The organism is Sorangium sp. So ce295, from assembly GCF_051527405.1.
GTDB lineage: Bacteria > Myxococcota_A > Polyangia > Polyangiales > Polyangiaceae > Sorangium > Sorangium cellulosum_B.
The window spans coordinates 6,489,709-6,512,145 of record NZ_CP150324.1 but is presented as its reverse complement, the minus strand read 5'-3'; the positions used below and the strand labels follow the sequence as shown (position 1 = coordinate 6,512,145).

General features: G+C 71.5%; 20 protein-coding genes. 8 read left to right on the top strand and 12 right to left on the bottom strand.

All coding sequences use genetic code 11. The features are described from left to right. The first annotated feature begins 5 nt into the window (after nucleotides 1–5). Entirely contained in the window at nucleotides 6–1,172 is a 1,167-nt protein-coding gene (locus WMF11_RS24535; protein ID WP_437979121.1) for a 1-aminocyclopropane-1-carboxylate deaminase/D-cysteine desulfhydrase, read from the top strand. 36 nt (nucleotides 1,173–1,208) lie between these two features. Here WMF11_RS24535 and WMF11_RS24530 read toward each other — a convergent pair whose 3' ends face one another. Continuing rightward, on the bottom strand, nucleotides 1,209–1,838 hold the full coding sequence (locus tag WMF11_RS24530) for a hypothetical protein (protein WP_437979120.1): 630 nt from the start codon (nucleotides 1,836–1,838) through the stop codon (nucleotides 1,209–1,211). A 158-nt stretch (nucleotides 1,839–1,996) separates the two neighbouring features. Between WMF11_RS24530 and WMF11_RS24525 the strand changes: the two genes are divergently transcribed. Further along, the gene (locus WMF11_RS24525) at nucleotides 1,997–3,208 is read left to right on the top strand and encodes a hypothetical protein (protein WP_437979119.1); all 1,212 of its coding nucleotides are present in this window, start codon (nucleotides 1,997–1,999) and stop codon (nucleotides 3,206–3,208) included. Between the two features lie 60 nt (nucleotides 3,209–3,268). On the opposite strand, the gene WMF11_RS24520 is transcribed toward WMF11_RS24525, so the two are convergent. After that, nucleotides 3,269–4,321 (bottom strand): rhomboid family intramembrane serine protease, encoded by a 1,053-nt coding sequence (locus WMF11_RS24520; protein WP_437979118.1) that lies wholly within the window; start codon nucleotides 4,319–4,321, stop codon nucleotides 3,269–3,271. 283 nt (nucleotides 4,322–4,604) lie between these two features. Here WMF11_RS24520 and apaG point away from each other — a divergent pair, with 283 nt between their 5' ends. Then, nucleotides 4,605–4,988: a Co2+/Mg2+ efflux protein ApaG gene (apaG, locus tag WMF11_RS24515; protein ID WP_044965505.1), complete on the top strand. Its 384-nt coding sequence runs from the start codon at nucleotides 4,605–4,607 to the stop codon at nucleotides 4,986–4,988. A gap of 235 nt (nucleotides 4,989–5,223) precedes the next feature. Here the strand turns inward: apaG and clpA are convergent, their stop codons facing one another. The 6 genes from clpA to WMF11_RS24485 all read right to left on the bottom strand — a co-directional run bounded on the left by clpA (nucleotide 5,224) and on the right by WMF11_RS24485 (nucleotide 12,372). After that, nucleotides 5,224–7,539, bottom strand: coding sequence for an ATP-dependent Clp protease ATP-binding subunit ClpA (gene clpA, locus WMF11_RS24510; protein ID WP_437979117.1), 2,316 nt, complete (start codon nucleotides 7,537–7,539; stop codon nucleotides 5,224–5,226). Further along, entirely contained in the window at nucleotides 7,536–7,859 is a 324-nt protein-coding gene (gene clpS / locus WMF11_RS24505) for an ATP-dependent Clp protease adapter ClpS (protein ID WP_272093285.1), read from the bottom strand. Before clpS ends, clpA begins: the two co-directional genes overlap by 4 nt. A 272-nt stretch (nucleotides 7,860–8,131) precedes the next feature. After that, the gene (locus WMF11_RS24500) at nucleotides 8,132–10,708 is read right to left on the bottom strand and encodes a glycogen/starch/alpha-glucan phosphorylase (protein WP_437910814.1); all 2,577 of its coding nucleotides are present in this window, start codon (nucleotides 10,706–10,708) and stop codon (nucleotides 8,132–8,134) included. A 301-nt stretch (nucleotides 10,709–11,009) separates the two neighbouring features. Next, the gene (locus tag WMF11_RS24495) at nucleotides 11,010–11,324 is read right to left on the bottom strand and encodes a hypothetical protein (protein WP_437979116.1); all 315 of its coding nucleotides are present in this window, start codon (nucleotides 11,322–11,324) and stop codon (nucleotides 11,010–11,012) included. Between the two features lie 116 nt (nucleotides 11,325–11,440). After that, a complete protein-coding gene (locus WMF11_RS24490; RefSeq protein WP_437910813.1) occupies nucleotides 11,441–12,223 on the bottom strand; it encodes a DUF899 domain-containing protein in 783 nt (260 codons plus the stop codon). Further along, on the bottom strand, nucleotides 12,220–12,372 hold the full coding sequence (locus WMF11_RS24485; RefSeq protein WP_437979115.1) for a hypothetical protein: 153 nt from the start codon (nucleotides 12,370–12,372) through the stop codon (nucleotides 12,220–12,222). The genes WMF11_RS24490 and WMF11_RS24485 overlap by 4 nt, the downstream gene beginning before the upstream one ends. Before the next feature lie 99 nt (nucleotides 12,373–12,471). On the opposite strand from WMF11_RS24485, the gene WMF11_RS24480 reads away from it, so the two are divergent. The 5 genes from WMF11_RS24480 to lspA all read left to right on the top strand — a co-directional run bounded on the left by WMF11_RS24480 (nucleotide 12,472) and on the right by lspA (nucleotide 18,592). Continuing rightward, nucleotides 12,472–13,785: a helix-turn-helix domain-containing protein gene (locus WMF11_RS24480; RefSeq protein WP_437979114.1), complete on the top strand. Its 1,314-nt coding sequence runs from the start codon at nucleotides 12,472–12,474 to the stop codon at nucleotides 13,783–13,785. Nucleotides 13,786–13,812: 27 nt separating this feature from the next. Beyond that, nucleotides 13,813–14,466, top strand: coding sequence for a Vgb family protein (locus WMF11_RS24475; protein ID WP_437910810.1), 654 nt, complete (start codon nucleotides 13,813–13,815; stop codon nucleotides 14,464–14,466). Nucleotides 14,467–14,919: 453 nt separating this feature from the next. Continuing rightward, nucleotides 14,920–16,602 carry a DUF1588 domain-containing protein gene (locus tag WMF11_RS24470; protein WP_437979113.1) on the top strand — a complete coding sequence of 561 codons (1,683 nt, stop codon included), beginning with the start codon at nucleotides 14,920–14,922 and terminating at the stop codon, nucleotides 16,600–16,602. 22 nt (nucleotides 16,603–16,624) lie between these two features. Continuing rightward, a complete protein-coding gene (locus tag WMF11_RS24465) occupies nucleotides 16,625–18,010 on the top strand; it encodes a DUF1552 domain-containing protein (protein ID WP_437979112.1) in 1,386 nt (461 codons plus the stop codon). A 90-nt stretch (nucleotides 18,011–18,100) separates the two neighbouring features. Then, a complete protein-coding gene (gene lspA, locus WMF11_RS24460) occupies nucleotides 18,101–18,592 on the top strand; it encodes a signal peptidase II (RefSeq protein ID WP_437979111.1) in 492 nt (163 codons plus the stop codon). A 17-nt stretch (nucleotides 18,593–18,609) separates the two neighbouring features. Here the strand turns inward: lspA and WMF11_RS24455 are convergent, their stop codons facing one another. The 4 genes from WMF11_RS24455 to WMF11_RS24440 form a co-directional block, all read right to left on the bottom strand. Next, nucleotides 18,610–19,359: a hypothetical protein gene (locus WMF11_RS24455; RefSeq protein WP_437979110.1), complete on the bottom strand. Its 750-nt coding sequence runs from the start codon at nucleotides 19,357–19,359 to the stop codon at nucleotides 18,610–18,612. A gap of 46 nt (nucleotides 19,360–19,405) precedes the next feature. Next, nucleotides 19,406–19,870, bottom strand: a complete 465-nt coding sequence (locus WMF11_RS24450; protein WP_437555080.1) for a DUF3565 domain-containing protein — start codon at nucleotides 19,868–19,870, stop codon at nucleotides 19,406–19,408. 133 nt (nucleotides 19,871–20,003) lie between these two features. Then, a complete protein-coding gene (locus WMF11_RS24445) occupies nucleotides 20,004–21,305 on the bottom strand; it encodes a ferritin-like domain-containing protein (protein WP_437979109.1) in 1,302 nt (433 codons plus the stop codon). A 446-nt stretch (nucleotides 21,306–21,751) separates the two neighbouring features. Next, nucleotides 21,752–22,198, bottom strand: a complete 447-nt coding sequence (locus WMF11_RS24440; RefSeq protein ID WP_437979108.1) for a hypothetical protein — start codon at nucleotides 22,196–22,198, stop codon at nucleotides 21,752–21,754. Nucleotides 22,199–22,437: the final 239 nt, after the last annotated feature.

Below are 22,437 nucleotides of genomic sequence, written 5' to 3'. Positions count from 1 at the left end.
GGAACGTGGCTGACGGCGAGGACGAGGAGCGAGCCACCCGCGCCGGGGCGGCGGGCACGGCGGGGCCTCCAGGGGCGCGCCCTGCCGCCTCGCCCGCGTTGCCCGCGTCGCGGGAGCTGCCGCTCTTCGCCGAGCTGCCCGAGCTCTCGGGGCAGGTCCCGTGGCGACCCCTCGCGCACGCGCCGACGCCGGTCGTCCCGTGCGCCGCGATCGAGGGGTACCTCGGGCGCGGCGGCGTGTGGGTGAAGCGCGACGATCTGATCTCGCCGCTCTACGGCGGCAACAAGGTGCGTCGCTTCGAGTTCCTGCTCGCCGACGCGGAGCGGCGCGGGGCGAGGACGCTCGTCACCGTCGGCGGGCTGGCGTCGACGCAGGTCACCGCCACGGCCCTCTTCGGCCGCGCGCTCGGCTTCGCCGTCACCGCGGTCCTGTTCGATCAGCCGATCACCCGGTTCGGCCGCGGCGCGCTCCTCGCCGACGCGGCCAGCGGCGCCGAGCTCGTCCATGGCGGTGGGTACGCGACCACCGCGGTCCGGGCGATCCGGGCGCTGCGACGGGCCGACCGGCCGTATTTCATCCTGCCAGGCGCCTCGTCCGCCCTCCCGTGCCTCGGCTACGTCGACGCGATGCTCGAGCTCGCGGAGCAGGTCCAGCGCGGCGAGGCCCCCCGGCCCGATCGCATCGTCGTCCCCTCGGGGACGGGCGGCACGCTGGCGGGGCTCACGCTGGGCGCCGCGGTGCTCGGCTGGCCGACCACGATCGTCGGCGTTCGCATCACCGAGCGCATCGCGTCGAACCGCGCCGTCGTCCGGTACGAGATCGGCAGCATGAAGCGCCTGCTCGCCCGGCGCGCGCCGCGCTTCACCCGGCGTCGGCTCCCGCCGGTCCGCTTCGAGATCGATCACCGCGCGATCGGCCCCGGCTACGGCATGCCGACGCCCGCGTCCATCGCCGCGATCCCCGAGGTGGAGCGGCTGATCGGCGTGCCGGGGGAGGTCACGTACAGCGCCAAGGCGCTCGCCGCGCTGCGCGGGATCGCACAGGAGCGCCCGCGGGAGACGATCCTCCTCTGGCAGACGCTCTCGAGCGCGCGACCGCCGCTCGCGGAGGGCGGCGCGGCGGCGCTCCCGCCGGCGTTCGCGCGGTTCTTCGACGGGGAGATCGCGTACTGAGGGCGCGGCGCGCGGTCGACGCGCCGCGCTGCGGCGTCACTTCACGCGCAGGCTGTTCACCAGCTTGTCGAAGTCGGCGCGCGCCCCGGTGACCGTCTTCTCGGGGCCGGTCATCTTGAAGAACCAGGGATCGCCGGAGGGCGTCTCGACGATCGCGCCGAGGAGGGCGTAGTTCGGCTTCGGATCCGAGGCGGGCATGCCGGGCATCCCGGAGCCGGCGAACGTCCCCTTCACCTCGACGATGGTGACCTTGAGATCGCCGGCCTTGAGGTCGGTGCGCTTGGGCGAATCGTCGCTCTTCTGGGAGAACTGGCCGGCCCAGCGCGTGATGTTCGCGTCCACGCTGCCGCCCGCCTGGCTGACGCTGAGCTCGGCGTCCTCGGCGTCACCGGCGGCGCGCTTGATCTTGTACGTGGCCTTGCGCATCGAGTTGGGGTTCGGCGCGCTCTCGAAGCTCGCCGGGGCGTCCCACGCGAGCGCGCCGCCCGCCTGCTGGCCGCTGGCCGGCGCGGACTTCGGAGCAGGCGCCGCCTCGGCGGGCGCGGCGGGCTTGCTGGTCGCCGGCGCCTCGGGCGCGGATGTGGCTGTCGGCTCGGGGGTCTTCGAGCACGCCGCGGTGAGCGCGGCGACGAGCGGCAAAACCATGGCGGAGCGGAGCTTGATCATCGTGGAGGCCTCAGCGGGGTTCGCGGCGACTGTAGTCGCCGTGTCCGCGGCCTCAAGCCGGATCGGACCGCAGGGAGCCCCCGGCGCGCTCTTGCTGGAGGCGTCCGGCGGGTCGTTCAGCCGCGCGCGTTGCCGTGATACCACCAAAATACAAATACATGGACCCCACCTTCCGGCGCGCGTTCAACGCTGCCTTCGGGCCGTCGACCTACGCGGACTACCTCGGCCGGCTCGAGCGGCGGCTCGGGTGCGCGATCCCGTTCCGCGTCGCCGAGACGCCGCTGTTCCTGCCCCACGGGCTGCGCGACGACCTCGAGCGCTCCGCGACGGAGATCGTGCGACAGATCTCGAGCCCCGCGCTCATCGCGCAGATGAAGCGCGCCATCCCTGCGCACCTCGACGTCCCGGGCATGGATCCGCTCCCCAACTGCGTGCAGGTCGACTTCGCGATCGTGCGCGGCCCGGACGGCGAGCTCACGGGCAAGGTGGTCGAGCTGCAGGCGTTCCCGTCGCTCTACGCGCTCATGCTCGTCCAGGTCGAGATCATGGCCGAGGTGCTCGCCGGGATGCCGGGCCTCGACCGGCGCTGGTCGTGCTGCTTCGGGGGCCGGAGCACCGCCGACGTCCTCGCGCAGCTCCGCCGCGCGATCCTCGCGGGAGAGCCCGAAGAGTCGGTGGTCCTGCTCGACCTCGCGCCGGAGAAGCAGAAGACCTACCCCGACTTCGTGGCCACGAAGCTCCTCGTCGGCGTCGACGCCGTCTGTCCGACGGCGCTCGTCCGGGAGGGGGACCGGCTGTTCCGCCGGGTGGGCGGGCGGCTCGTCCAGGTCCGCCGGCTGTACAACCGCGTCGTGTTCGACGAGCTCCAGTCGAAGCGGGTCGAGCTCCCGTTCCGGTACGGCGATCCGCTCGACGTCACGTGGTGCTCGCACCCGAACTGGTACTGGACCTGGTCGAAGTACACGCTGCCCTACATCGATCACCCCGCGCTCCCGCGCGCGCGGACGCTGAGCGCGCTGGAAGGCGCGCCGCTGGATCTCGAGCGTTACGTGCTCAAGCCGCTGTTCTCCTTCGCGGGCTCCGGGGTGAAGGTGGATGTCACGCCCGAGGACATCGCCGCGATCCCGGAGGGGGAGCGCTCGGGCTGGCTGCTCCAGGAGAAGGTCGCGTACGAGCCGGCGCTCGCGATGCCTGACGGGAACGGGGTGAAGGCCGAGGTGCGGATGATGTTCCTGCGCGCGCCGGACGAGCCCGAGCTCTCGCTCGTCCTCAACCTGGTGCGGCTCTCGCGCGGGAGGATGCTCGGCGTCGATCAGAACCGCGACCTGACCTGGGTCGGCGGCACCGTGGGGATCTGGCCTGTCGACTGAGGTCGCGCTCAGGCGATGAGCGCGCGTCATGCGCCGAGGACGAGCGCCGCGGTCGTGCGCTCAGGTGATGAGCGCGATCTGCCACGCGCCGAGGACGAGCGCCGCCGCGGTCGCGCCCAGCGCGACCTGGACGACGGGGCGCCGCGGCGCGGGCCGGTTGCGCAGCGACAGGCCGGCGACGACCCCGATCGCGGCGCCGCTGAGCAACCCGAAGGCGTGCGCGCCGAGGTCGGAGCGTGGGCTCGCGCCGAGGGCGCCGAGGAGGGCGAGGCCTCCCACGAGCGGCGCGACGAGGTGGAGGAGGTGGCGCTTCTCGCCGCTCTCCTTGTCGTGCGCGCGGTCGAGCATCAGCTGCGTGGCGGCGAGCAGCCCGATCGCGCCGAACACCGCGGTGGAGGCGCCGATCGAGGCGTGGTGCTGGCCCATGCTCTGGTGCCAGAGCGCGTTCGCGAAGTTCCCGATCGCGCCCGAGGCGACCACGGCGAGCGCGGCGCCGCCCGGCCCGAGGCGGCGCTGCACGGCGGACGCGAAGACCGTCCCGGAGATGACGTTGCCGATCACGTGGGCCGAGTCGGCGTGCAGCGTGAGCGCGGTGATGGCGCGCCACGGCTCCGGTCCCACGACGAGGTCGGCGACGGAGGCGCCGCGCTGGAACCAGCGTCCGCCGCCGCTCGCGGGCCCGGTGACGAGGAAGAAGAAGAGGGCGAGCGCGGCGAACGCGACGCCGGCGACCATGGACGGAGGGTGGCGCAGCCGCTCGCGCGGGCGGAGCGGGGGCCAGTTGCGGTTCTCCGCTTCGTACCGATCGATCGAGCCTGCGGCGAGGGCGTAGTCCTCGTCGCGCACGAGGAGCACCCAGCCCGCCGGCGTGTACCGCACGGCGTGCCAAAGCTCGCTCGACTGGAGGACGAGGGCCCACTCGCGGATCTTGCGCTCCGGCATGACGGGGCCGATGGCCGTGAGCCCGAGGCCGTGATTTTCCGCCTCTCCGGAGGTGGGATCGCCGTTCTGGATCATCGCCGCCCTCTCGCCGCGCCTCGGCGGCAGGATCGCGATCGGGACGAACGGCTCGCCAACTGCATCTCGAACACAGATACGGTTCTGTTCGCCCACGGCGGGTCCTCCACGGTTCGTCGACCCAAGGTTCACCGAAACGTGCGGATGAGGCCGGAAGCTGTCAACGCCGGGTCTCCGGGAGCCCGGCCGTCTCGTCGTCACACCGAGCCGCGGCGCTCCGAGCCGGTTGCCGCCTCATGTGCGCGCGCTGCGCGGCCGGGCCCTTGTGCGCGCGCTGCGCGGCCGGGCCCTTGTGCGCGCGCTGTGCGGCCGGGCCCTTGTGCGCGCGCTGCGCGGCCGGGCCCTTGTGCGCGCGCCGCAGCGGTGGCAGTGCGTGGTTGTGTCGACGGCCATCACGCAGGGCATCCGGGTCACCGTCTCGACGGTCTACGTCCCCACGCAGTCATCCCCGACGGAGCACCGCTACGTCTTTGCTTACACCGTGCGGATCGCGAACGAAGGCACCGAGCCCGCCCAGCTGAGGACGCGGCACTGGATCATCACGCACGGCAGCGGGAAGGTGGAGGAGGTGCGTGGCCCTGGCGTCGTCGGCCAGCAGCCCTCGCTCAAGCCTGGCGAGCACTTCGAGTACACGAGCGGCTGTGTGCTCGAGACCCCGCGCGGCACGATGCGCGGCACCTACCAGATGCACCGCCCTGACGGCCGCGTCTTCGACGCCGAGATCGCGTCGTTCACCCTGGCGATGCCGCACTCCCTCAACTGACCCCGCCCCCCCAACCCCCCTTGGAAGAGCCAGCAGGGAGGGGGTGCCCGTGCGCGCGGGCGGTGGGGTAGGGCCCCACGAACCCGAGCGCCGGCCCGCATCGCAGCCTACCGCTCCCGACCCACCTCTCCCGCACCCACGGCAATCGCCCCCCAAAAGGCGCGAGTTCGTGGGAGGGGCCCCCGCCGCCCGCGCGCACGGGCACCCCCACCCTGCTGGCTCCGTTGCTGCCGTCCTAGCCGACGGCCTCCGGCTCGACCGCCGCCCCGTTCGCCTTCGCCTTCTCCGCGCCCCCCCCGTTCGCCGCCGAGAACTTGAACGTGAACTCCCCGCCTTCGAAGTCGACCGCGACGTTCCCCCCGTTCTCGAGGGCCCCGAAGAGCAGCTCGTCCCCGAGCCGCCGCTTGATGTCGTTCTCGATGACGCGCCCGAGCGGCCGCGCCCCGTTCGCCGGATCGAACCCTCGCGTCGCGAGCTCCGCCCGCGCCCGGTCCGTCACCTCGACCGTCACCGATCGATCCGCCAGCATCGCCGCGAGCTCGCCGACGAACTTGTCCACGATGCTGCCCATGACCGACGGATCCAGCGCCCGGAACATGATGCGCGCGTCCAGCCGGTTCCTGAACTCCGGGCTGAACGTGTTCTTGTAGGCCTTGTCGTCGTCGCCCGCCGTCCCTCGCTCGCCGAAGCCGACGCGCGCCTGCGCGAGCTCCCGCGCGCCCACGTTGCTCGTCATGATCAGCACCATGTGGCGGAAGTCGCTCTTCTTGCCGTTGTTGTCGGTCAGCGTGCCGTGGTCCATCACCTGGAGCAGGACCTGGAACACGTCCGGGTGCGCCTTCTCGATCTCGTCGAGCAAGAGCACCGCGTGCGGCGTCTTCGCCGCCGCCTCCGTGAGCAGGCCGCCGCGGTCGAAGCCGACGTAGCCGGGCGGCGCGCCGATGAGCCGCGAGACGGTGTGGCGCTCCTGGTACTCGCTCATGTCGAACCGCAGGAACCCGATGCCGAGCGCCTTGGCGAGCTGCTTCGCGAGCTCGGTCTTGCCGACGCCGGTCGGCCCCGAGAAGAGGAACGAGCCGATCGGCTTCTCCGGCGCGCGCAGCCCCGCGCGCGACAGCTTGATCGCCGACGCGAGCTGCTTCACCGCCTCGTCCTGCCCGAAGATCACCGAGCGCAGCGACTGCTCGAGATCCTTGAGCTGCGCCTTGTCCGACGTCGACACCTGGCGCGGCGGGATCTGCGCCATCTTCGCGACGACGAGCTCGATGTCCGCCGCGTCGACAGTGTACCCGTCGCCGTGGCGGAGGCGCGCCGCCGCGCCCGCCTCGTCGAGCAGATCGATCGCCTTGTCGGGCAGCCGGCGATCTTGCAGGTACCGCGCCGACAGCTTGGCCGCGGCGTCGATCGCCTCGGCCGTGTACGTGATCTTGTGGAACTCCTCGTAGCGCTTCTGCAGGCCCTTCAGGATCTGCGCGGTCTCGTCGACCGAGGGCTCCGACACCTCGATGCGCTGGAAGCGCCGCGCGAGCGCGCTGTCGCGCTCGAGGTGGCCGCGGTACTCCTGGAACGTCGTCGCGCCGATGCAGCGCAGGCGGCCCGAGGCCAGCGCGGGCTTGAGCAGGTTCGACGCGTCCATCGTCCCGCCGCTCGCGGCGCCGGCGCCGATGATCGTGTGGATCTCGTCGATGAAGAGGACGGAGCCCGGCTGCTTCTCGAGCGCGCGCAGCACCGCCTTGAGGCGGTTCTCGAAGTCGCCGCGGTACTTCGTGCCGGCGAGGAGCGCGCCCATGTCGAGCGCGTAGACGGTCGCGTCCTTGAGCGGCGCAGGCACGTCCTTCTTCTCGATCCGCTGCGCGAGCCCCTCCACGATCGCCGTCTTGCCGACCCCGGCGTCGCCGATGAGCAGGGGGTTGTTCTTGCGCCGCCGTGCGAGCACCTGGATCGTGCGGGCGACCTCGTTCTCGCGGCCGACCAGCGGGTCGATGCGGCCCTCGGCCGCCTCCTTGTTGAGGTTCATCGTGAACGCCGCGAGCGGATCCTTGATCGGCTGCGCGGCGCCGGGCTCGCCGCCCTCCTCCGGCGGCTCCTCCCGGAGGCCGTCGTCCTGGCCCGTCTTCGAGATGCCGTGCGAGATGTAGTTCACGACGTCGAAGCGGCTGATGCCCTGCTCGCCGAGGAGCGTCACGGCCGGGCAGTCGCGCTCGGCGAACATCGCCACCAGCACGTTCGCCCCCTTGAGCTCCTTCTTGCCCGAGGACTGCACGTGCATCGCGGCGCGGCCGACCACGCGCTGGAACCCGAGCGAGAGCGTCGGGCTCGTGTCCGCGTCCTCCGGCAGCACCTCGATCTCCTCGTCGAGGAAGCGCTCGAGCTTCTTCTTGAGCAGCGGGGTGTCGCCCCCCGCGTGCCGGAGGACCTCGGCCGTCTCCTCGTCGAAGAGCAGCGCGTAGAGCAGGTGCTCGATGGTCACGAACTCGTGCCGGCGGCGCGAGGCCTCCCGGGTGGCGAGCGAAAAGGCGATCTCAACTTCGGGGCTGATGCGCATGGTCATTCCGGCTCGGCGGTCAACCGAAGGGGCATCGCGTGCTCCTTGGCGAAGTCCTGGACTTGGGCGACCTTGGTCTCGGCGACATCCTTCGTGTACACGCCGGCGACCCCGTGGCCGCGATGGTGCACGCTCAGCATGATGTGCGTGGCCTCCGTCTCGGTGCGGTGAAAGAACTTCATGAGGACGAGCACGACGAACTCCATCGTCGTGTAGTCGTCGTTGTGGAACACGACCTTGTAGCGGCGGGCCTTCTCGACCTTCCGTTCCCGCTCGGTCGCGAGGTCGCCCTGTTTGTCTTCTCTTTCCTCAGGATCGTTCGGCATAAATCCGTCGGGAAGGATAGCAAGAGCCCCGCCCCGGCGAGCGGCCGACGAAGAGGGCTCACGCCCCGGAAGCATGCTCCGCCGCGGCGCCCTTCGCCACGCGCGGGCCTGGATTTTCCGTCCGCCGTGGCGCCCGGCTCATGGAACCGGGTCGAGGGGGCTGCTGGGTTCGTTCGCGGGCGCCGGCCTTGTCCGGCTGGCTCCGTCCGGCGGGCGCGGCCGCCCCGCCGCAGGCGCGCGAGCGGCCCGCGGCGGAGGGCGCGCCGGCGCCGTCACACGAGCGACATGGCCGCGCCGAGGTCGATCTCGACGGGCGTGAGGCCCCAGATGTCGCGCGCGTACTCGCGCACCGTGCGGTCCGAGGAGAACTCGCCCACGCGCGCGATGTTGAGCGCGGACTTGCGCAGCCAGCTCTGCCGGTCGGCGTAGGCCGCCTCCACCTCGCGCTGACAGGCGGAGTAGGCCTTGAAGTCGGCGAGCATCATGTACTCGTCGCGGCCGAGGAGCCGGTCGAGCAGGGGCTGGAAGAGCTCGCGGTACTCCGGGGAGAAGAAGCCCGACGAGATGAGCTCGATCACCTCGCGGAGCTCCGGGTCGGCGGCCACCGCGGTGCGCCCCTCGAAGTGCTCGCTGCGGCGGGCGATCACCTCGTCGGCGGTCAGCCCGAACAGGAAGAAGTTCTCCGGGCCCACCGCGTCGCGGATCTCGATGTTCGCGCCGTCGAGCGTGCCGACGGTGAGCGCGCCGTTCAGCGCGAGCTTCATGTTCCCGGTGCCCGACGCCTCCATGCCCGCTGTCGAGATCTGCTCGGAGACGTCGGCGGCGGGGATGATGCGCTCGGCCAGCGAGACGCGGTAGTTCGGCATGAACGCGACCCGGAGCCCGGTGTGGCGCCGGTCGCCGTTCACGACGTAGGCGACGGCGTGGATGAACTTGATGATGAGCTTCGCCTGCCGGTAGCCGGGCGCCGCCTTGGCGCCGAAGATGAAGGTCCGCGGCACCACCGGCTCGCCGCGCTTCTGGCGCAGGTAGAGCGCGACGATGTGGAGCGCGTTGAGCAGCTGGCGCTTGTACTCGTGGAGGCGCTTGATCTGGACGTCGAAGATCGACGAGGGGTCGACGTGGATGTCGAGCTCCTGCGCGATGACCTTCGCGAGCGCCACCTTGTTCGCGCGCTTCACCGCGGCGATCCGCTCGATGAACTCCGGGTCGTCGAGGTGGCGCTCGAGCTCGCGCAGCCGCTCGAACTCCGTCACCCACTTCGGGCCGACCTTCTCGGTGACGAGCGCGGCGAGCGCGGGGTTGCAGGCGAGCAGCCACCGCCTGAACGTGACGCCGTTCGTCTTGTTGTTGAACCGCTCGGGCCAGAGGTCGTAGAAGTCGCGGAGCAGGTCGCGCTTGACGAGCTCGGAGTGGAGCTTGGCCACGCCGTTCACCGAGTGCGAGCCGACGACCGCGAGGTGGGCCATGCGCACGTGGCGCTCGTGGCCTTCCTCGATGAGGGACATCCGCGCCACGCGGTCCTGGTCCTGCGGGTGGGCGTCCATGACCTCGCGCAAGAACCGCCGGTTGATCTCGTAGATGATCTCGAGGTGCCGCGGCAGGAGCCGCTCGAAGAGCGCGACGGGCCAGCGCTCGAGCGCCTCGGGCAGCAGGGTGTGGTTCGTGTACCCGAAGGCCCTGACCGTCTGCTTCCACGCGTCCTCCCAGGCGAGCAGGTGGTCGTCGATGAGGACGCGCATCAGCTCGGCGATCGCGATGGCGGGGTGCGTGTCGTTCAGCTGGATCGCGTTCTTCTCGGCGAAGCGCGAGAAGTCCGGGTGGACGCGGTTGTAGCGGTTCACGATGTCGGCGATCGAGCAGGCGACGAAGAAGTACTCCTGCCGGAGGCGCAGCTCCTTGCCCTTGTCGAAGTTGTCGTTCGGGTAGAGGACCTTCGAGATGACCTCCGACTGGTTCTTCTCGTGGACGGCGTGCACGTAGTCGCCGGCGTTGAAGAGCTCGAAGTCGAACTCCTCGCCCGCGCGGGCCGACCAGAGGCGGAGGGTGTTGACGGTGTTCGACTGGTAGCCCGCGATGGGCGTGTCGAACGGGACGCCGATGACCTGCTCGGACGGGCGCCAGACCACGCGGAAGCCGCCGCGCTTGTCGGGGACGCGCTCGGTGTAGCCGCCGAACGAGACCGGGACGGCGTGCTCGGGGCGCTCGACCTCCCAGGGGTTGCCGAAGCGGAGCCACTCGTCGGCGCGCTCGACCTGGTAGCCGTCGCGGATGACCTGCTCGAAGATGCCGAACTCGTACCGGATGCCGTACCCGTAGGTGGGCAGGCCGATCGTGGCCATGGAGTCGAGGAAGCAGGCGGCGAGCCGCCCGAGGCCGCCGTTGCCGAGCCCGGCGTCGGGCTCCTGCTCGACGAGCTCATCGAGGTCGAGGCCGAGCTCGCCGAGCACGGTCTTGAAGCTGTCGTAGATGTCGAGCGCCTGCAGGTTGGCGACGAGCGCCCGGCCGAGGAGGAACTCTGCGGAGAGGTAGTAGCCGCGCTTGACGTCCTGCTCGTAGTAGGTGTGCTGCGTCTTCGTCCACCGGTCGACGAGGCGGTCGCGCGCCGCGAGGGCGATGGCGACGTACCGATCGAACGGCGTGGCGGACAGCGATTCCCGGGCGCGCGAGTAGTGCAGGTGATCGGCGAAGGCGCGGCGCAGCGCGGCCGGGTGCATGCCGGTGCGGGCGTCCGGCGCCGAGTTGCCGCGGAAAAATGCGGCGGGGGTGTCGCGCTGCTGGGTGGTGTTGTCTCGCTGGGCGGGGGTTTCTCTCTGACGGTTGGGGTCGGCGTCGATCGGGTTGGCCATGGCGGCGCACTTTAGACGGATCTGGCCCGCGCTGGTTGGCTGCGCGACGTGCTCGGATGAGGTTCCGTGTGGGCGGGGGTTGCCGATGGTCCCCGGGCCAAAGTGCGGTGAGAGCGGAATCCAGCCCGGCGACCTGGTAGGGGGGAGCGCGGTCAACCGGTGCCGCGGGAGAGCGGTGGGATGGCCGACGGCTGGCGGGGCGCGGCGGCGTGAGCAGCGGCGGGCTCACGATCGCTGACGCGGGCGGCGGCCAGGTGCGTCGACCCGGTCCGGCGGTGGAGTCGGGCGCGCTCGCGTCGTCTCAGCGCGGGCAGCCGCCGAGCAGCGGCGCCCCGAGCAGATCGAGCTGCTCGACCGCGCGCTGCGGCCGGCGCGCGCGCAGACCCGCGCCCGTCCCCGGGGCGGCGCTCCAGGAGTTCGCCCGCAGGACGAGCTCCTCGCGGAGCGCCACGAGCTCGCGCGACGGCAGGGTGCTCGTGTCCGTCACGAGCCGCGCTCCGTCACGGTAGCCGGTCCACACGGTGTAGCCGTCCCGTGTGACCTCGATCCCGAACCTGGGGCCATAATCCGTGATCTCGTAGCTGCGCCCCAGGGCCAGGAAGCTCCACTTCTTCATCGCGACCGTCTCGCCAGTGTCCGTCGAGGCGGCCGGACCGGCCAACAAACCGGGGGGCGGCCCCGCGCAGCGCGGCCCGCGGGCGTGATCCCCGCGGAATCCGCGAGGAGTCCGGGTCACCCGGGCCCGCGCGTCGGAGCGGCGCACCCACACGAGCCGCCTTCCCCAGCCGCTTCGTTTCGCGAGGTGCCTGACGTCGTGGGGTACCTGTCGTGATGGCGGACCCACGCCATCGTGTAAGGGAGCGCGGCCTCGTCCCGGCCGAGGGGCGTGAGATCCAGGTAGTTGTAGGTGCCGATCAGGACGTCGAGCCCGCGCGCATAGGTCGAATAGGTGTGGAAGACCTCGTCGCCTTCGCGGGCGAAGACGCTCAGCCCAGGGGCCTCGGGGAAGGGGGAGCTCGCCTTCTTGAAGTTGTACTCCATATCTCCTCGAGCGCGCTCCTCCTCACGGAACGAGACGTGATAGTCATAGTTGAAGTCCGTCTCACCCGAGGAGACCCACGGGAACGTCCAGCCCATTCGCCCCTTGAACGCCTCGATCCTGGCGAGCGGCGCGCGGGAGACGGCGCAATACGCCGTGTCGCGGGCGGCCAGGTGGACGTGGCCACCCTGGATGTTGTCGGCCACGTACGAGCAGCTCTTGCAGCCTTCGTCCCAGCTCGGCGCGAACATGAAATGGTAGACGAGGAGCTGCCGGCGCTCGCCGAAGAGCTCGCGCAGCGTCAGCTTGCCTGAAGGGGCGTCGAACACATAGGCCTTGTCGACCCTCACCCACGGCAGCTCCCGGCGCGCGGCGCTCAGCGCGTCGCGCCGCCGATCGTGCTCTTTCTCTCTCTCCAGCAGCGCCAGGCGCGCCGCCAGCCACTCTTCCCTCGAAGCGATCTTGGCGCGGCTCATCGGCGCTCTCCCTTCGACGCGGGGGCGCCGGCGGCGCTCCTGCTCTGGCTCCGGTTCCGGAGCTTCTTGACGGCGATGGCGGTCACGGCGCCGGCGGAGGCCGCCTGGGCGAGGACCCATCCGATGGACGCGAGGCACGCAGGGCACATGGGGATCTCCTCCTGTGGGCGGCGCGCGCGGCGCCTCGCCGCGCCGGCCGCTGACCCGTGGAAATGACCACGGCGCCTCTGGCCGCGACAGCAACATCGATGTCGCGATCCGTTGGCGCGCGCCGCCGGGCGTGCGACGCTGCCGCGATGGATGCGACGGCCGAGGTCCCCGCCGAGCTCGGCGCGCTGGCGGCCCGCTCGCTCGCCGCGGGCGACGCGCTCGACGCGCTGAAGGTGGTCGGCCCCTTCGGAGGTCCACACGCGCTCGCGCTCCGCGGGATCGCGCTCGCGCAGATGGGCGCCTATCCGGAGGCGAAGGCCGCGCTTGGCCGCGCCGCGCGGGCGTTCGCTGCGGCGGGCGCCGAGCGCGCCCGGGCGCGCTCGAACGCGGCCCTCGCGGAGATCGCGCTCGCGCAGCGGGAGATCGGCGAGGCGTGGCAGGGGCTCGTCGAGGCGGGTGACGCCCTCGAGCGCGCCGGCGATCCCACGAACGCGGCGTGGGCTCGCCTGGGCGCGGCGCGGGCCGCGCTCCTCGAAGGCCGCGTCGCCGAGGCGGAGCGGGCGCTCGCGGCCGCCGAGGCCACGGTCACGAGCGACGCGCCGGTGTTCACCAGGGCCGCGCTGGCGCTCGTGCGCGCCGAGGTGCACGCGCGGCTCGTGCGCGCGTCCTCGGCGCGGCTCGCGGCCGAGCAGGCCGCGGCGTGGGCGCGGGCGAGCGGACATCCGCTGCTCATCACCGAGGCCGAGCGCTTCCTCCGCGCGCACGACGAGCCGGTGGCGCGCCTCGTCCAGGGCGACCGCGACGAGCCCGTGCGCCTCGCCGACGTCGAGGCCCTTGTCGCCGCGCCCGCGGGGCGGGTCGTCGTGGACGCGCTCCGCCGCCGCGTGCTCGACGGCGGCGAGGTGCGGGCCGACCTCGCGCGCCGGCCGGTCCTGTTCGCCCTGCTCGAGGCGCTCGCCCGGGCTCACCCTGCGGCGATCGCGAGCGACGACCTCGCGCGCGCCGCGTTCGGCGTCCGCGCGGTCAACGAGTCCCACCGGCGGCGGCTGCGCGTCGAGGTGGGGCGCCTGCGCGCCGAGCTCGGCGGCGTCGGGGTCGTGCGCGCGCTCGGGAACGCGTACCGCTGGGAGCTCGGCGCGGGCGTGGAGGTGGTCGTCCTCGCGCCGCTCGAGCCGGGCGACGCGGGCGCCATCCGCGCGCTCCTCTCGGACGGCGCCGCGTGGAGCGCCTCGGCCATCGGCGCCGCGCTCGGCAAGAGCGCGCGCACGGTGCAGCGCGCGCTCGCGGAGCTCTCGCTCGCGCGCGCCGTCGAGGTCACCGGCAGCGGCCCCTCGCGGCGCTACGCGAGGCCCAGAGCGGCGCTGTCGATCGCGTCACAAATGTTGCTCCTCGGGCTCGCGCTCCCTGGTTGAGTGCGCGGGGCGAGGAAGGAGTGGACCGTGAAAGCCCGACAGGCCGAGATCATCGCGGAGCGCACGTTCGAAGGGGTGGAGTCGATCCACGGGGTCGCGTTCGACGGACAGGCGGTGTGGTTCGCGCACGGCGATCGCGGAGACCTCGTGTCCGCCGAGCCCGAGAGCGGCCGCGTGCTGCGTCGCCTGAAGGCGCCCGCCAGCGCGGGGGTGGCGTTCGACGGGCGCCACCTGTGGGTCGTCGGGGGCGGAAGGATCCGGAAGATCGATCCCGCGAGCGGGGCCGCGGTCGGCGAGGTGCCGGGCTTCGACGCGACGCCCGTGAGCGGGCTCGCGTGGGCCGACGGCGCGCTTTATGCGGGCATCTACCGCGAGCGGAAGATCCTCAAGATCGATCCCGAGCGCGGGGCCGTCCTCCGCACGCTCGTCTCCGATCGGCTCGTCACCGGCGTCACGTGGACCGACGGCGATCTCTGGCACGGCGTGATGTGCGAGGAGGAGGGCGCGCCGTCGGAGCTCCGCCGCGTCGATCCCCGGAGCGGCGAGGTCCTGGACCGGCTCGCGCTGCCGGAGAGCGTGCGCCTCTCCGGCGTCGAGGCGGACGCGAGCGGCCGCCTGTGGTGCGGCGACCCGGCGACAGGCAGGCTCCGCGCGGTGAAGAAGCCGCGAAAGGCGGTCTGATTCACCCTGGGTTCGACCTGCCGGCTGCAGCGGGCCAGGGGGTTCGAGACAAACTTACAGCGTGAGTGGCACCGCGCCGACCGGAAACGGCTGGGCCGCTGCGCGCGGCGATGATCAAAACCGAAACCTTCGGGAATGTGAAGGCGCGCAAGGTGCGCGCAGATTTCTACGTCGATACGATGCCTCCAGGAGAGGCGGTTCGAGAATGCGACGACACCGGGCGCCGCGAGCCGCCCGCCCGGGGCACGGCGGCCCCGCCGAGAGCAAAGTCAAAGAAGGTGCCGCTGGCGAGGGGAGCGGGGCCGCAGCGGGACCTTCGCCATCCACTGCAGCGCAACAATAACGCTGTATGGGCGGCTTCGGGCGGTTTGACTCACGGACAGCGTTTGGACTCCCAGCCTCCTCGACGGGAGCGGTTTCGTTCGGCGCCGCGTACCCATGTGGAGATCCGATATGCATCTTCGATCGTTTGGCTGGATCTTCGTTCTGGGTTCTCTGGCGCCCGCCTGCACCGGGAAGCTCGGCGATCCGTCCTCGGGCGCGGCTGGCGGCGAGATCGGCAGCGACGTTCCCCCGCCGCAGGCCGACGGGAGCTTGCCGTACGCGGCGCCCACGCCCGCCTCCGCGGCGCTGCGCGCCCGCACATGGCTGCTCACCCCGGAGGAGTACGGTCGCTCCGTCCAGGGCTTGCTCGGCGTGTCGATCGACATTTCGGACATGGAGCCCGTGCCGGACAACGGCATCTATCCGAACATGTCCACCAGCGGGCTCGTCCGCGTGACCCTGGCCGAGCAGTACGCGGCCAAGGCCGAGGCCGCGGTGCTCGCGCTCGGCGACCGGCAGCTCAGCGCATTGATTCCGTGCGGCAAGGTCGACGCGACGTGCAAGGCGGACTTCGTGCGCGCGGCGGTCAGCAAGGCGTTCCGGCGGCCCGCGACGGCGGAGGACCTGACCAATTATGGCGAAGTGTTCGATCTCGCCGCCGAGTCCGGGGATCCGGCGCTGCCGTTCCGCTGGGTGTTGAAGGGCGTGCTGAACTCGCCCTATTTCTTGTACCGGACCGAGATCGGCGCGCCGCGCGACGAGGCGAAAGCGGCGTTTCGGCTGACTGACCACGAGATCGCGACCTTCCTTTCGTACAGCGTGCTCGGCGAGCCGCCCTCTGCGACGCTGGCCGCCGCCGCCGATCGCGGCGAGCTGGCCGATCCCGCGCTGCTTTCCGGGCACATCGACCAGCTGCTCTCGACGCCGGGCGCCGCCGACCAGCTCGGTCACTTCCTCGTCCAGTGGTTGCGGTTGCACACGTTCGAGGCCGAGGTGGAGAAATTCGAGGACGTGTTCCCCGGCTTCGCCGATGTGAAGGCGGCGATGTCCGCCGAGACGCAGCGCTTTCTCCGCGCGAACGGAGGCATGGAGGGCTCGATCGCGAGCCTGCTCACGGCGCCTGTACCCGAGGCCGATCCAGCGCTCTCCGCGTTTTACCGCAGCGACGCCTCGGGCGCGACGGGCACCGCGCGGAGCGGCCTGCTCTCCCTCGGCTCCGTGCTCTCCAAGACAGCCAAGCAGTACCTCACGTCTCCGACGCTCCGCGGCCTGTTCATCCGCGATCAGCTGCTGTGCCAGCACATCACGTTGCCCGAGAATTTCACCCCGCCGCCGATCGAAGAGAGCGAGCTGCGCATGACCCCGAAGACCACGCGCGAGCTGTACGAGACGCACAACGCGCAGGCGGTCTGCAAGAGCTGCCACGCGCTGATCGACAACGTCGGCTTCATGCTCGAGAATTTCGACGGCGCGGGCCGCTATCGGACGCTCGAGCAGTACAGGAGCCCGTCGCTCACCGCGCCCATGGCCGCGCCGCAGCCGATCGACGCGGCGGGCCGGCTGCTCAACACCGACGTGGACGGCGAGTACGACAGCGCCGCGGGGCTGGGAGAAGCGCTGTCGCGCAGCACCTGGGTCCGCGAGTGCGTGGCGCGGCAGGCCTTCCGCTTCTATTTCGGCCAGGTCGAGTCTGCGCGCGGTATTCCGCCGGTCGTGCAGGGCACGGCGGCGCTGGATCGCACCGGTCTCCTGCGCGACCTGCTCGTGGCGCTCCTGTCTTCGCCGAGCACGGTGGAGCGCGTGCGCGAATAGCTACCGCCATCGAGGATCGAACATGCCCAGGCCCTTCGACGTATCCAGACGAGACATCCTGAAGACGGCGGCCGGCGCGATCTTCCTGGCGCCGCTGCTGCGCCACCGCGAGGTCGAGGCGCAGACCGTCGTGCCCAAGCGGCTGGTGCTGATCTTCACGCCCGACTCGCACCCGCCCGAGTGGTGGCCGACCGGCAGCGGGTCGACGTTCCAGCTCCAGGAGCCGCTCGCCGATTTCCGCGGCCTCGAGGGCGACATGTTGTTCTTGCGCCGGCTCGACCATGCCTGGACGGTCGGGAATCACCACGAGGCGGGCATGGCGCAGCTGTTCACGGGCGCGCGCTTCATCGACGAGAGCTCACACCACGCGAACGGCCCCTCGCTCGATCAGATCCTGCTCAAGAGCTCCGACCTGCGCGGCGGCACGCCGATCGCGAGCATCCACCTGTGCGTCGCCGATCGCGGCGGCGCCGACAAGCGCCATATCATCTCGTACAGCGGCCCCGGCCAGCCCATGACCCACACGGCCGACCCCGCGCGCGCGTTCAGCACGATCTTCAGCGGCGTCACCTTCGACGGCGCCACGCCGACGCCCACGCCCGGCGGCATGCCGGATGCCGTCGCGGCCGCGAAGCGCAAGGCCGACCAGCGGATCCTCCAGATCAACACGCGTGAGCTCAAGACCATCCAGGGCTTCCTCGGCCAGGCCGAGCGCCAGAAGCTCGAGCTCCATGTGGAAGCGCTGTTCGAGCTCGAGAAGCGCATCGCGGGCATGGGCGGCGGCACGTCGGTCCCGGCCGGCGCGGCGTGCGAGCGCGCGGACACCTCCGGCTACAACGGCAGCACCAACAACGCGACGACGATCACGCGCTGGGCGCAGATCCAGGCCGACATCATCGTGAGCGCGTTCACGTGCGATCGCACGCGGGTCGCGGACTACCACTTCAGCTTCTCCGGCGGCCACCACGAGGGCCTCCTCGGCTTCGGCCAGAGCTGGCACGACGTGGTGGCGCACGTCAGCCGCACGAACGACAGCGTCAGCGTCGGTGGTGAGTCGATGACCACGCGCCAGGCCTTCATGCTGTTCGATCGTTTCTGGGCGAGCCATATCGCCTACCTGGCGAAGCGGCTCGCGGGCATCCGCGAGGGCAGCGGCACGATGCTCGACAACACGATCCTGCTCTGGGGCGTGGAGAGCGGCACGAACCACAGCCACAACCCGCGGGACATGCAGTACCTGGTCATCGGCGGGAAGAACCTGGGCGTGAACGTGGGCCAGTACATCAACAACACCACCGCGCAGAGCTCGAACAAGCTGCTCACGTCGGTGATGAACGCGCTCGGCCACGCCGCGACGGGCATCGGCATCGAGCCGAACTGCGGGCCGCTGCCGCGCTTTCTCGCCTGAAGCCCGCTCGGGGGCCGCGCTGGCTCCACACCGTCCTCTCTCGAGCGAGAGACCGGGAACAAACCGCCAGGGCGCCGTGTTCCGTCGGCCATGGCGCGACGTGTGATGGGCTGGGCCCTGATTCTGTTCACGCTGGCCCTGGTGGGGTGCGATCATGCGACCAAGGCGGTCGCGCAGGCCGCGCTCGAGCGGCGAGGTCCCCTGTCGATCGTGCCGGGGGTGCTCGATCTCCGTTACGCCGAGAACCACGACATGGCCTTCAGCCTGCTCCGGGGCATCCAGTCGCCGGCGAAGGTGGCGGTCCTCCTGGTGTGCTCGATGGTAGTCCTCGGCGTGGTGCTCCTGGGCTGGTGGAGCAGCCGCCGCGCGTCGGTCACCGAGCAGGCCGGGTACGCGCTCATCGTCGCCGGCGCGGTCGGGAACGCGATTGACCGCGGCGTCCGCGGCTACGTCATCGACTTCATCCACCTTCACCGCTGGCCGGTGTTCAACGTCGCTGACATCGCCATCGTGGCGGGCGGGATCCTGCTCGGGATCGCGATGTTCCGGCGCGCGCGCCAGGAGCCACGCGAGGTGTCCTGAGAGTAGCGCAGCTGGGCTCAGTTACAGAGCAGCTTCTTGAGCTCATCCGTGGTCTTGGGCTTCGCGCCCGCCAGGGCGGCGGAGGCGATCTGCTGCGTCTTCTTGGCCCTGGAGCAATCGTCAGGCCGGTTGGGCGCCTGCTCCAGCAAGGGGCCGAGCTCCTCCGTGGGACCTTTCGCGTGCTTCTTGATGCAGAGCACGGGTTCGCCTTCGTGCACATAGTACCGGCGCTGCGTGACGCTGCTCGTCGTCGCCGGCTTGTCCGGCGTACCCCTCGTCCCGTCAAAGGCCCAGGATCCGTCGTCGTGCAGCGCGAAGACCAGCTTGCCCTGGTCGTAGTAGAACTGGTACGTCGACTCGCCGTGCCCCGCGTCGGCGGACGCGATCTCCGCCTTCTGGATCGCGCCGTCCGCCTGGTATAGCCGGAGCTCGCCGCGTCCCTCGGCGCCGGCGCACTCGAAGCGGAGCTCGCTTCGCGTCAGGTCCTTGCGGGCCTGGATGTCCTGATACCGGGCCCTGATCTTCTGGATCCGCGGATCGTCGAGGCTCGCCTTGGAGCCGTCGGCGGTGTCGGTGGCGGCCTGGGGTGCTGCCGCGGGCGCCGGGCTTTCCACGGCGGAGGTGCCGGCCGGGGGCGTGGTCGCGCCGGGCGCCGGAGCTCGGCCTGGCTCTGCAGGAGCCGCGGAGACGCTCGCCGACGGGGTGGGAGAAGGCGGGCTACACCCGATGACGGCGGCGACCAGCAGGGCGATGGAGGATCGGCTCATGAGGACCCAGAACGCTCGGTGCGACCGTCCCATTCAGCGGGCCGGGTTACCCGCCCTTGCGTCGAAACTCCACGAAGAACCGCACCGGGCCGTCGGGATCGACGTGGTGCAGCACCTCGGGGACGACGATCCCTGGGCTCTCTGGATCGAGAGAGAGCTCTCGACCGCCGAGCCCATCGATCCGGTAGCGCAGCCGCCCCGAGATCACGTGGATCACCCCCCATACGCCGGGCTTGGTGGAATGGTTCTTTCGCAGGCCGGAAGGGATCGTGACCTCGTCGAACTCGGCCGTGCGCTTGTACGCGACCAGCCCGTCGGGCATCTCGAGCCGATCGCAGCGCACGCAGTCGAGCTCGGTGCCGAGCATCGATGCGCGGCCCTCGGACGTGACGACCCAGGGGCGCAAGAAGAGCGGCGGCTTGTGCCGGACATGCTGGCCATGTCCACAGCTCAGCTCGGCCACCCAATCGTTCACATCGTCCTGATGGTAGCCTGTGATCGTTCGGCGCATCGTCTCGATCTACTGACCGTCTTCTGGATGTTTTTCCACTCGATCTGCGTGCGGCGTGTGCGGAGCGAGCTGCGCCTGCGCATCGTCCATCTTCCACGTTCCACCTTCCGGTACACGTCGGATCGCGGCCTCGCTAGGACCACGCGCCCAGCAGCGCGCGCATCGCAGGCGCGATGACCTCCGCGACCGCGCCGCGGTGGGAGGCGGCCAGCGCCGCGCCGTCAGGGCGCCCGTGGGCGGCGAGGGCGTCGGCCTCGGCGTCCGGCGCCGTGGCGGCCGGAGGAGGCGAGGCGAGGGCCGCCTCGAAGGCCTCGGAGACCGCCCGGCGCACCGGCTCGCCGCCCGTCTGGAGCGCCCAGGCCACGAAGCGCCACGCGAGCTCGGCGTGCCGGGCCTCGTCCTCGGCGATCGTGGCAAGGGCGCTCCGGACCGCGGCGTCGGCGGCGCGCGAGCGCTGCTCGCTGGCTTGCACGGCGGCGAGCGTCTCGCCGACGCAGCCCTCGCGGACGGCGCGCGCCGCGAGCTCGGGCAGGCCCGAGGCGACCTCGACCCGCCCGCCGAACGCGAACGGCGCCGGCGCGAGCGCCGCGCCGGCGTACGCGCTCGCCAGGCCGAAGCAGAGCGCCGCGTGGCGCACCTCGTCGCCCGCGGCCTCGTGCGCGGCCGCGAGCATGTCCGGGGGGGCCCCGACCGCCATCAGCTCCAGCGAGAACCGAGCGAAGGAGGCGACCGACGCGTGCTCGAGCAAGGCGTCGCGGAGCCATGCCTCGGCCAGCGCGGCGCGGGTCGACTGCGTCAGCGCCGCCACGTCCGGGGGCGCCGCGGCGCACCACCCGCTCGCCGCTCGCCGCTCTGCCCGCGCCGTGCGCGCGCGCTCCCCCACGAGGAACGGGCGGCCTGTGCCGCCGCAGGTCGCGACGAACTCGTAGCAGCACTCGCTGCCTTGGAGGACGCCTTCACCGAGGCTTGTGTACCAGCACCCCGCGGGCGCACCGGGCGGCGACCCCGGGACGGAGGAGCCGTAGGGGTCGAAGGTCGGGCACGTGACCGCGGGTGAGCCGCCGATGCCGCCCTCGCCGGCAGTCCCTCCTTCGCCTGCAGCTCCCCCGACACCGCCCTGTCCTCCCTGTCCCGAGGGCCCCATTGCGACACAGACCGTTCCTTCCTCGGTCCACTGGACGCCGCCTGCCTGGATTGACGTGACGGCATCGCCGCCTGGCCCGCCATTCCCGCCCATCCCTCCGCGCGCCCCCGAGCTCTCGTCGCCCGACGCGGGGCCACCGCCTCCTCCCGACGCGCGCTCCCGGGTGACGTCGCCGCCGCAGGCGGCGCCTCCAGCAGCCACGTTGAGCGTCGCGGTGGCGAGGATCGCGCGTGTCAGCTGGTGAGCGAGCGCGATCCGAAATTGAGCCGGAGAAGAGGGGATACTGGCCATGGTGCCAGAGAGCAGCAGCATCCATACCAGCGCACGATCCGCGGGCGCAGCCTGTCGGCGCGGGGATGACCGGCACAGCATGGCACAGCCCTGGTCTGCATCGATTGCGCCGCTGCCGCGGCGAGCCCTCGCGGGAGGCGTGGCCCGCGCACTTCGATGTCGCGCTGCGCTGCGCCCGCTAGGCGTCGAGCGGGCGGTCCAGGCCCCGGCGCGACGCGGCGATTCCGGCTGCGTTCGGCGTCGCCGCCGCGCGGAGCTCGGCTCCGCGGTCGCCGCTGCGCGCCGAACCGCGGTCGCCGCTGGTATAGAGGCGCTCATGACCCTCCTCCGAGACCGAGACGCCCCTCGGCGATGGCTGACCGAATGGAGGCCGCATCGCCGGGGCCGACGACATCGGGCGAGGGGTGTTCGCGGCGAGCGCGGCGTGTGGCCCGCAGGCGGCGATCTCAGTCGATGGTCCAGGAAGCCTTGGCGGAGCAGCCGTAGGCGTCGAGGGCGCCCTGATGAGAGAGGGAGACGTTCTTGGTGGCGCCCTTGGCGAGGGGCCCCGTGGTGGAGCCGTAGAACGGCGCGGGAGAGCCGTAGTAGTGGGTCACGGTATAGGAGAGCTTGGCGTAGTCGGGGATGGCATAGATGGAGGTGTTCTTGATCGAGGCCGTCACGTTGAACATGCTGGGGTAGGTGATCGAGCAGGCGAGGGGCACGTTCCTGGTGATGCCGCCGCCGCCCTGCTCGCCGCCGGGGCCGACGATGGCCTCGGCGTCCTCGCCCACGAGCTCGGTATCGTCGATGGCGGCCTCGTCGCCGAGGTCGCTGTCGAGCGGCTCGCCGACGCAGGCGACGAGCGAGAGCGAGGAGAGGAGCGAGCCGAGGAGCAGGTTCTTGAGGTTCATGATGGTGGTGTCCTTTGGTCGGGGGTTCACGCTCGCGAGAGCGCGAGTTGATGGCCTCGGACCATCGTCCCGGCGGCCCGCGTCGCTATGTCGCGGCGTCGCGAGCGGATAGAGCAACCGGCGGGCCAGGCTGTCGGGCGTCTCGGGCAGCCGCCTGGCGTATCCAGGATCTGCGAAATCGGCGGGGTTTGGTTCGACGTGCTCCGCCGCCCGCTGCGGCGGGGCGGGCGACCGTATGG

Bases quoted from the DNA above. Each gene is read 5' to 3' on its own strand.
- WMF11_RS24500 (WP_437910814.1), bottom strand. From the start codon at position 10,708: ATGGCCAACCCGATCGACGCCGACCCCAACCGTCAGAGAGAAACCCCC.
- WMF11_RS24465 (WP_437979112.1), top strand. From the start codon at position 16,625: ATGCCCAGGCCCTTCGACGTATCCAGACGAGACATCCTGAAGACGGCG.
- clpA (WP_437979117.1), bottom strand. From the start codon at position 7,539: ATGACCATGCGCATCAGCCCCGAAGTTGAGATCGCCTTTTCGCTCGCC.
- WMF11_RS24495 (WP_437979116.1), bottom strand. From the start codon at position 11,324: ATGAAGAAGTGGAGCTTCCTGGCCCTGGGGCGCAGCTACGAGATCACG.
- WMF11_RS24480 (WP_437979114.1), top strand. From the start codon at position 12,472: ATGTCGCGATCCGTTGGCGCGCGCCGCCGGGCGTGCGACGCTGCCGCG.
- WMF11_RS24470 (WP_437979113.1), top strand. From the start codon at position 14,920: ATGCATCTTCGATCGTTTGGCTGGATCTTCGTTCTGGGTTCTCTGGCG.
- WMF11_RS24450 (WP_437555080.1), bottom strand. From the start codon at position 19,870: ATGCGCCGAACGATCACAGGCTACCATCAGGACGATGTGAACGATTGG.
- WMF11_RS24490 (WP_437910813.1), bottom strand. From the start codon at position 12,223: ATGAGCCGCGCCAAGATCGCTTCGAGGGAAGAGTGGCTGGCGGCGCGC.
- lspA (WP_437979111.1), top strand. From the start codon at position 18,101: ATGGCGCGACGTGTGATGGGCTGGGCCCTGATTCTGTTCACGCTGGCC.
- WMF11_RS24485 (WP_437979115.1), bottom strand. From the start codon at position 12,372: ATGTGCCCTGCGTGCCTCGCGTCCATCGGATGGGTCCTCGCCCAGGCG.
- WMF11_RS24445 (WP_437979109.1), bottom strand. From the start codon at position 21,305: ATGGCCAGTATCCCCTCTTCTCCGGCTCAATTTCGGATCGCGCTCGCT.
- WMF11_RS24525 (WP_437979119.1), top strand. From the start codon at position 1,997: ATGGACCCCACCTTCCGGCGCGCGTTCAACGCTGCCTTCGGGCCGTCG.
- WMF11_RS24440 (WP_437979108.1), bottom strand. From the start codon at position 22,198: ATGAACCTCAAGAACCTGCTCCTCGGCTCGCTCCTCTCCTCGCTCTCG.
- WMF11_RS24455 (WP_437979110.1), bottom strand. From the start codon at position 19,359: ATGAGCCGATCCTCCATCGCCCTGCTGGTCGCCGCCGTCATCGGGTGT.
- WMF11_RS24530 (WP_437979120.1), bottom strand. From the start codon at position 1,838: ATGATCAAGCTCCGCTCCGCCATGGTTTTGCCGCTCGTCGCCGCGCTC.
- clpS (WP_272093285.1), bottom strand. From the start codon at position 7,859: ATGCCGAACGATCCTGAGGAAAGAGAAGACAAACAGGGCGACCTCGCG.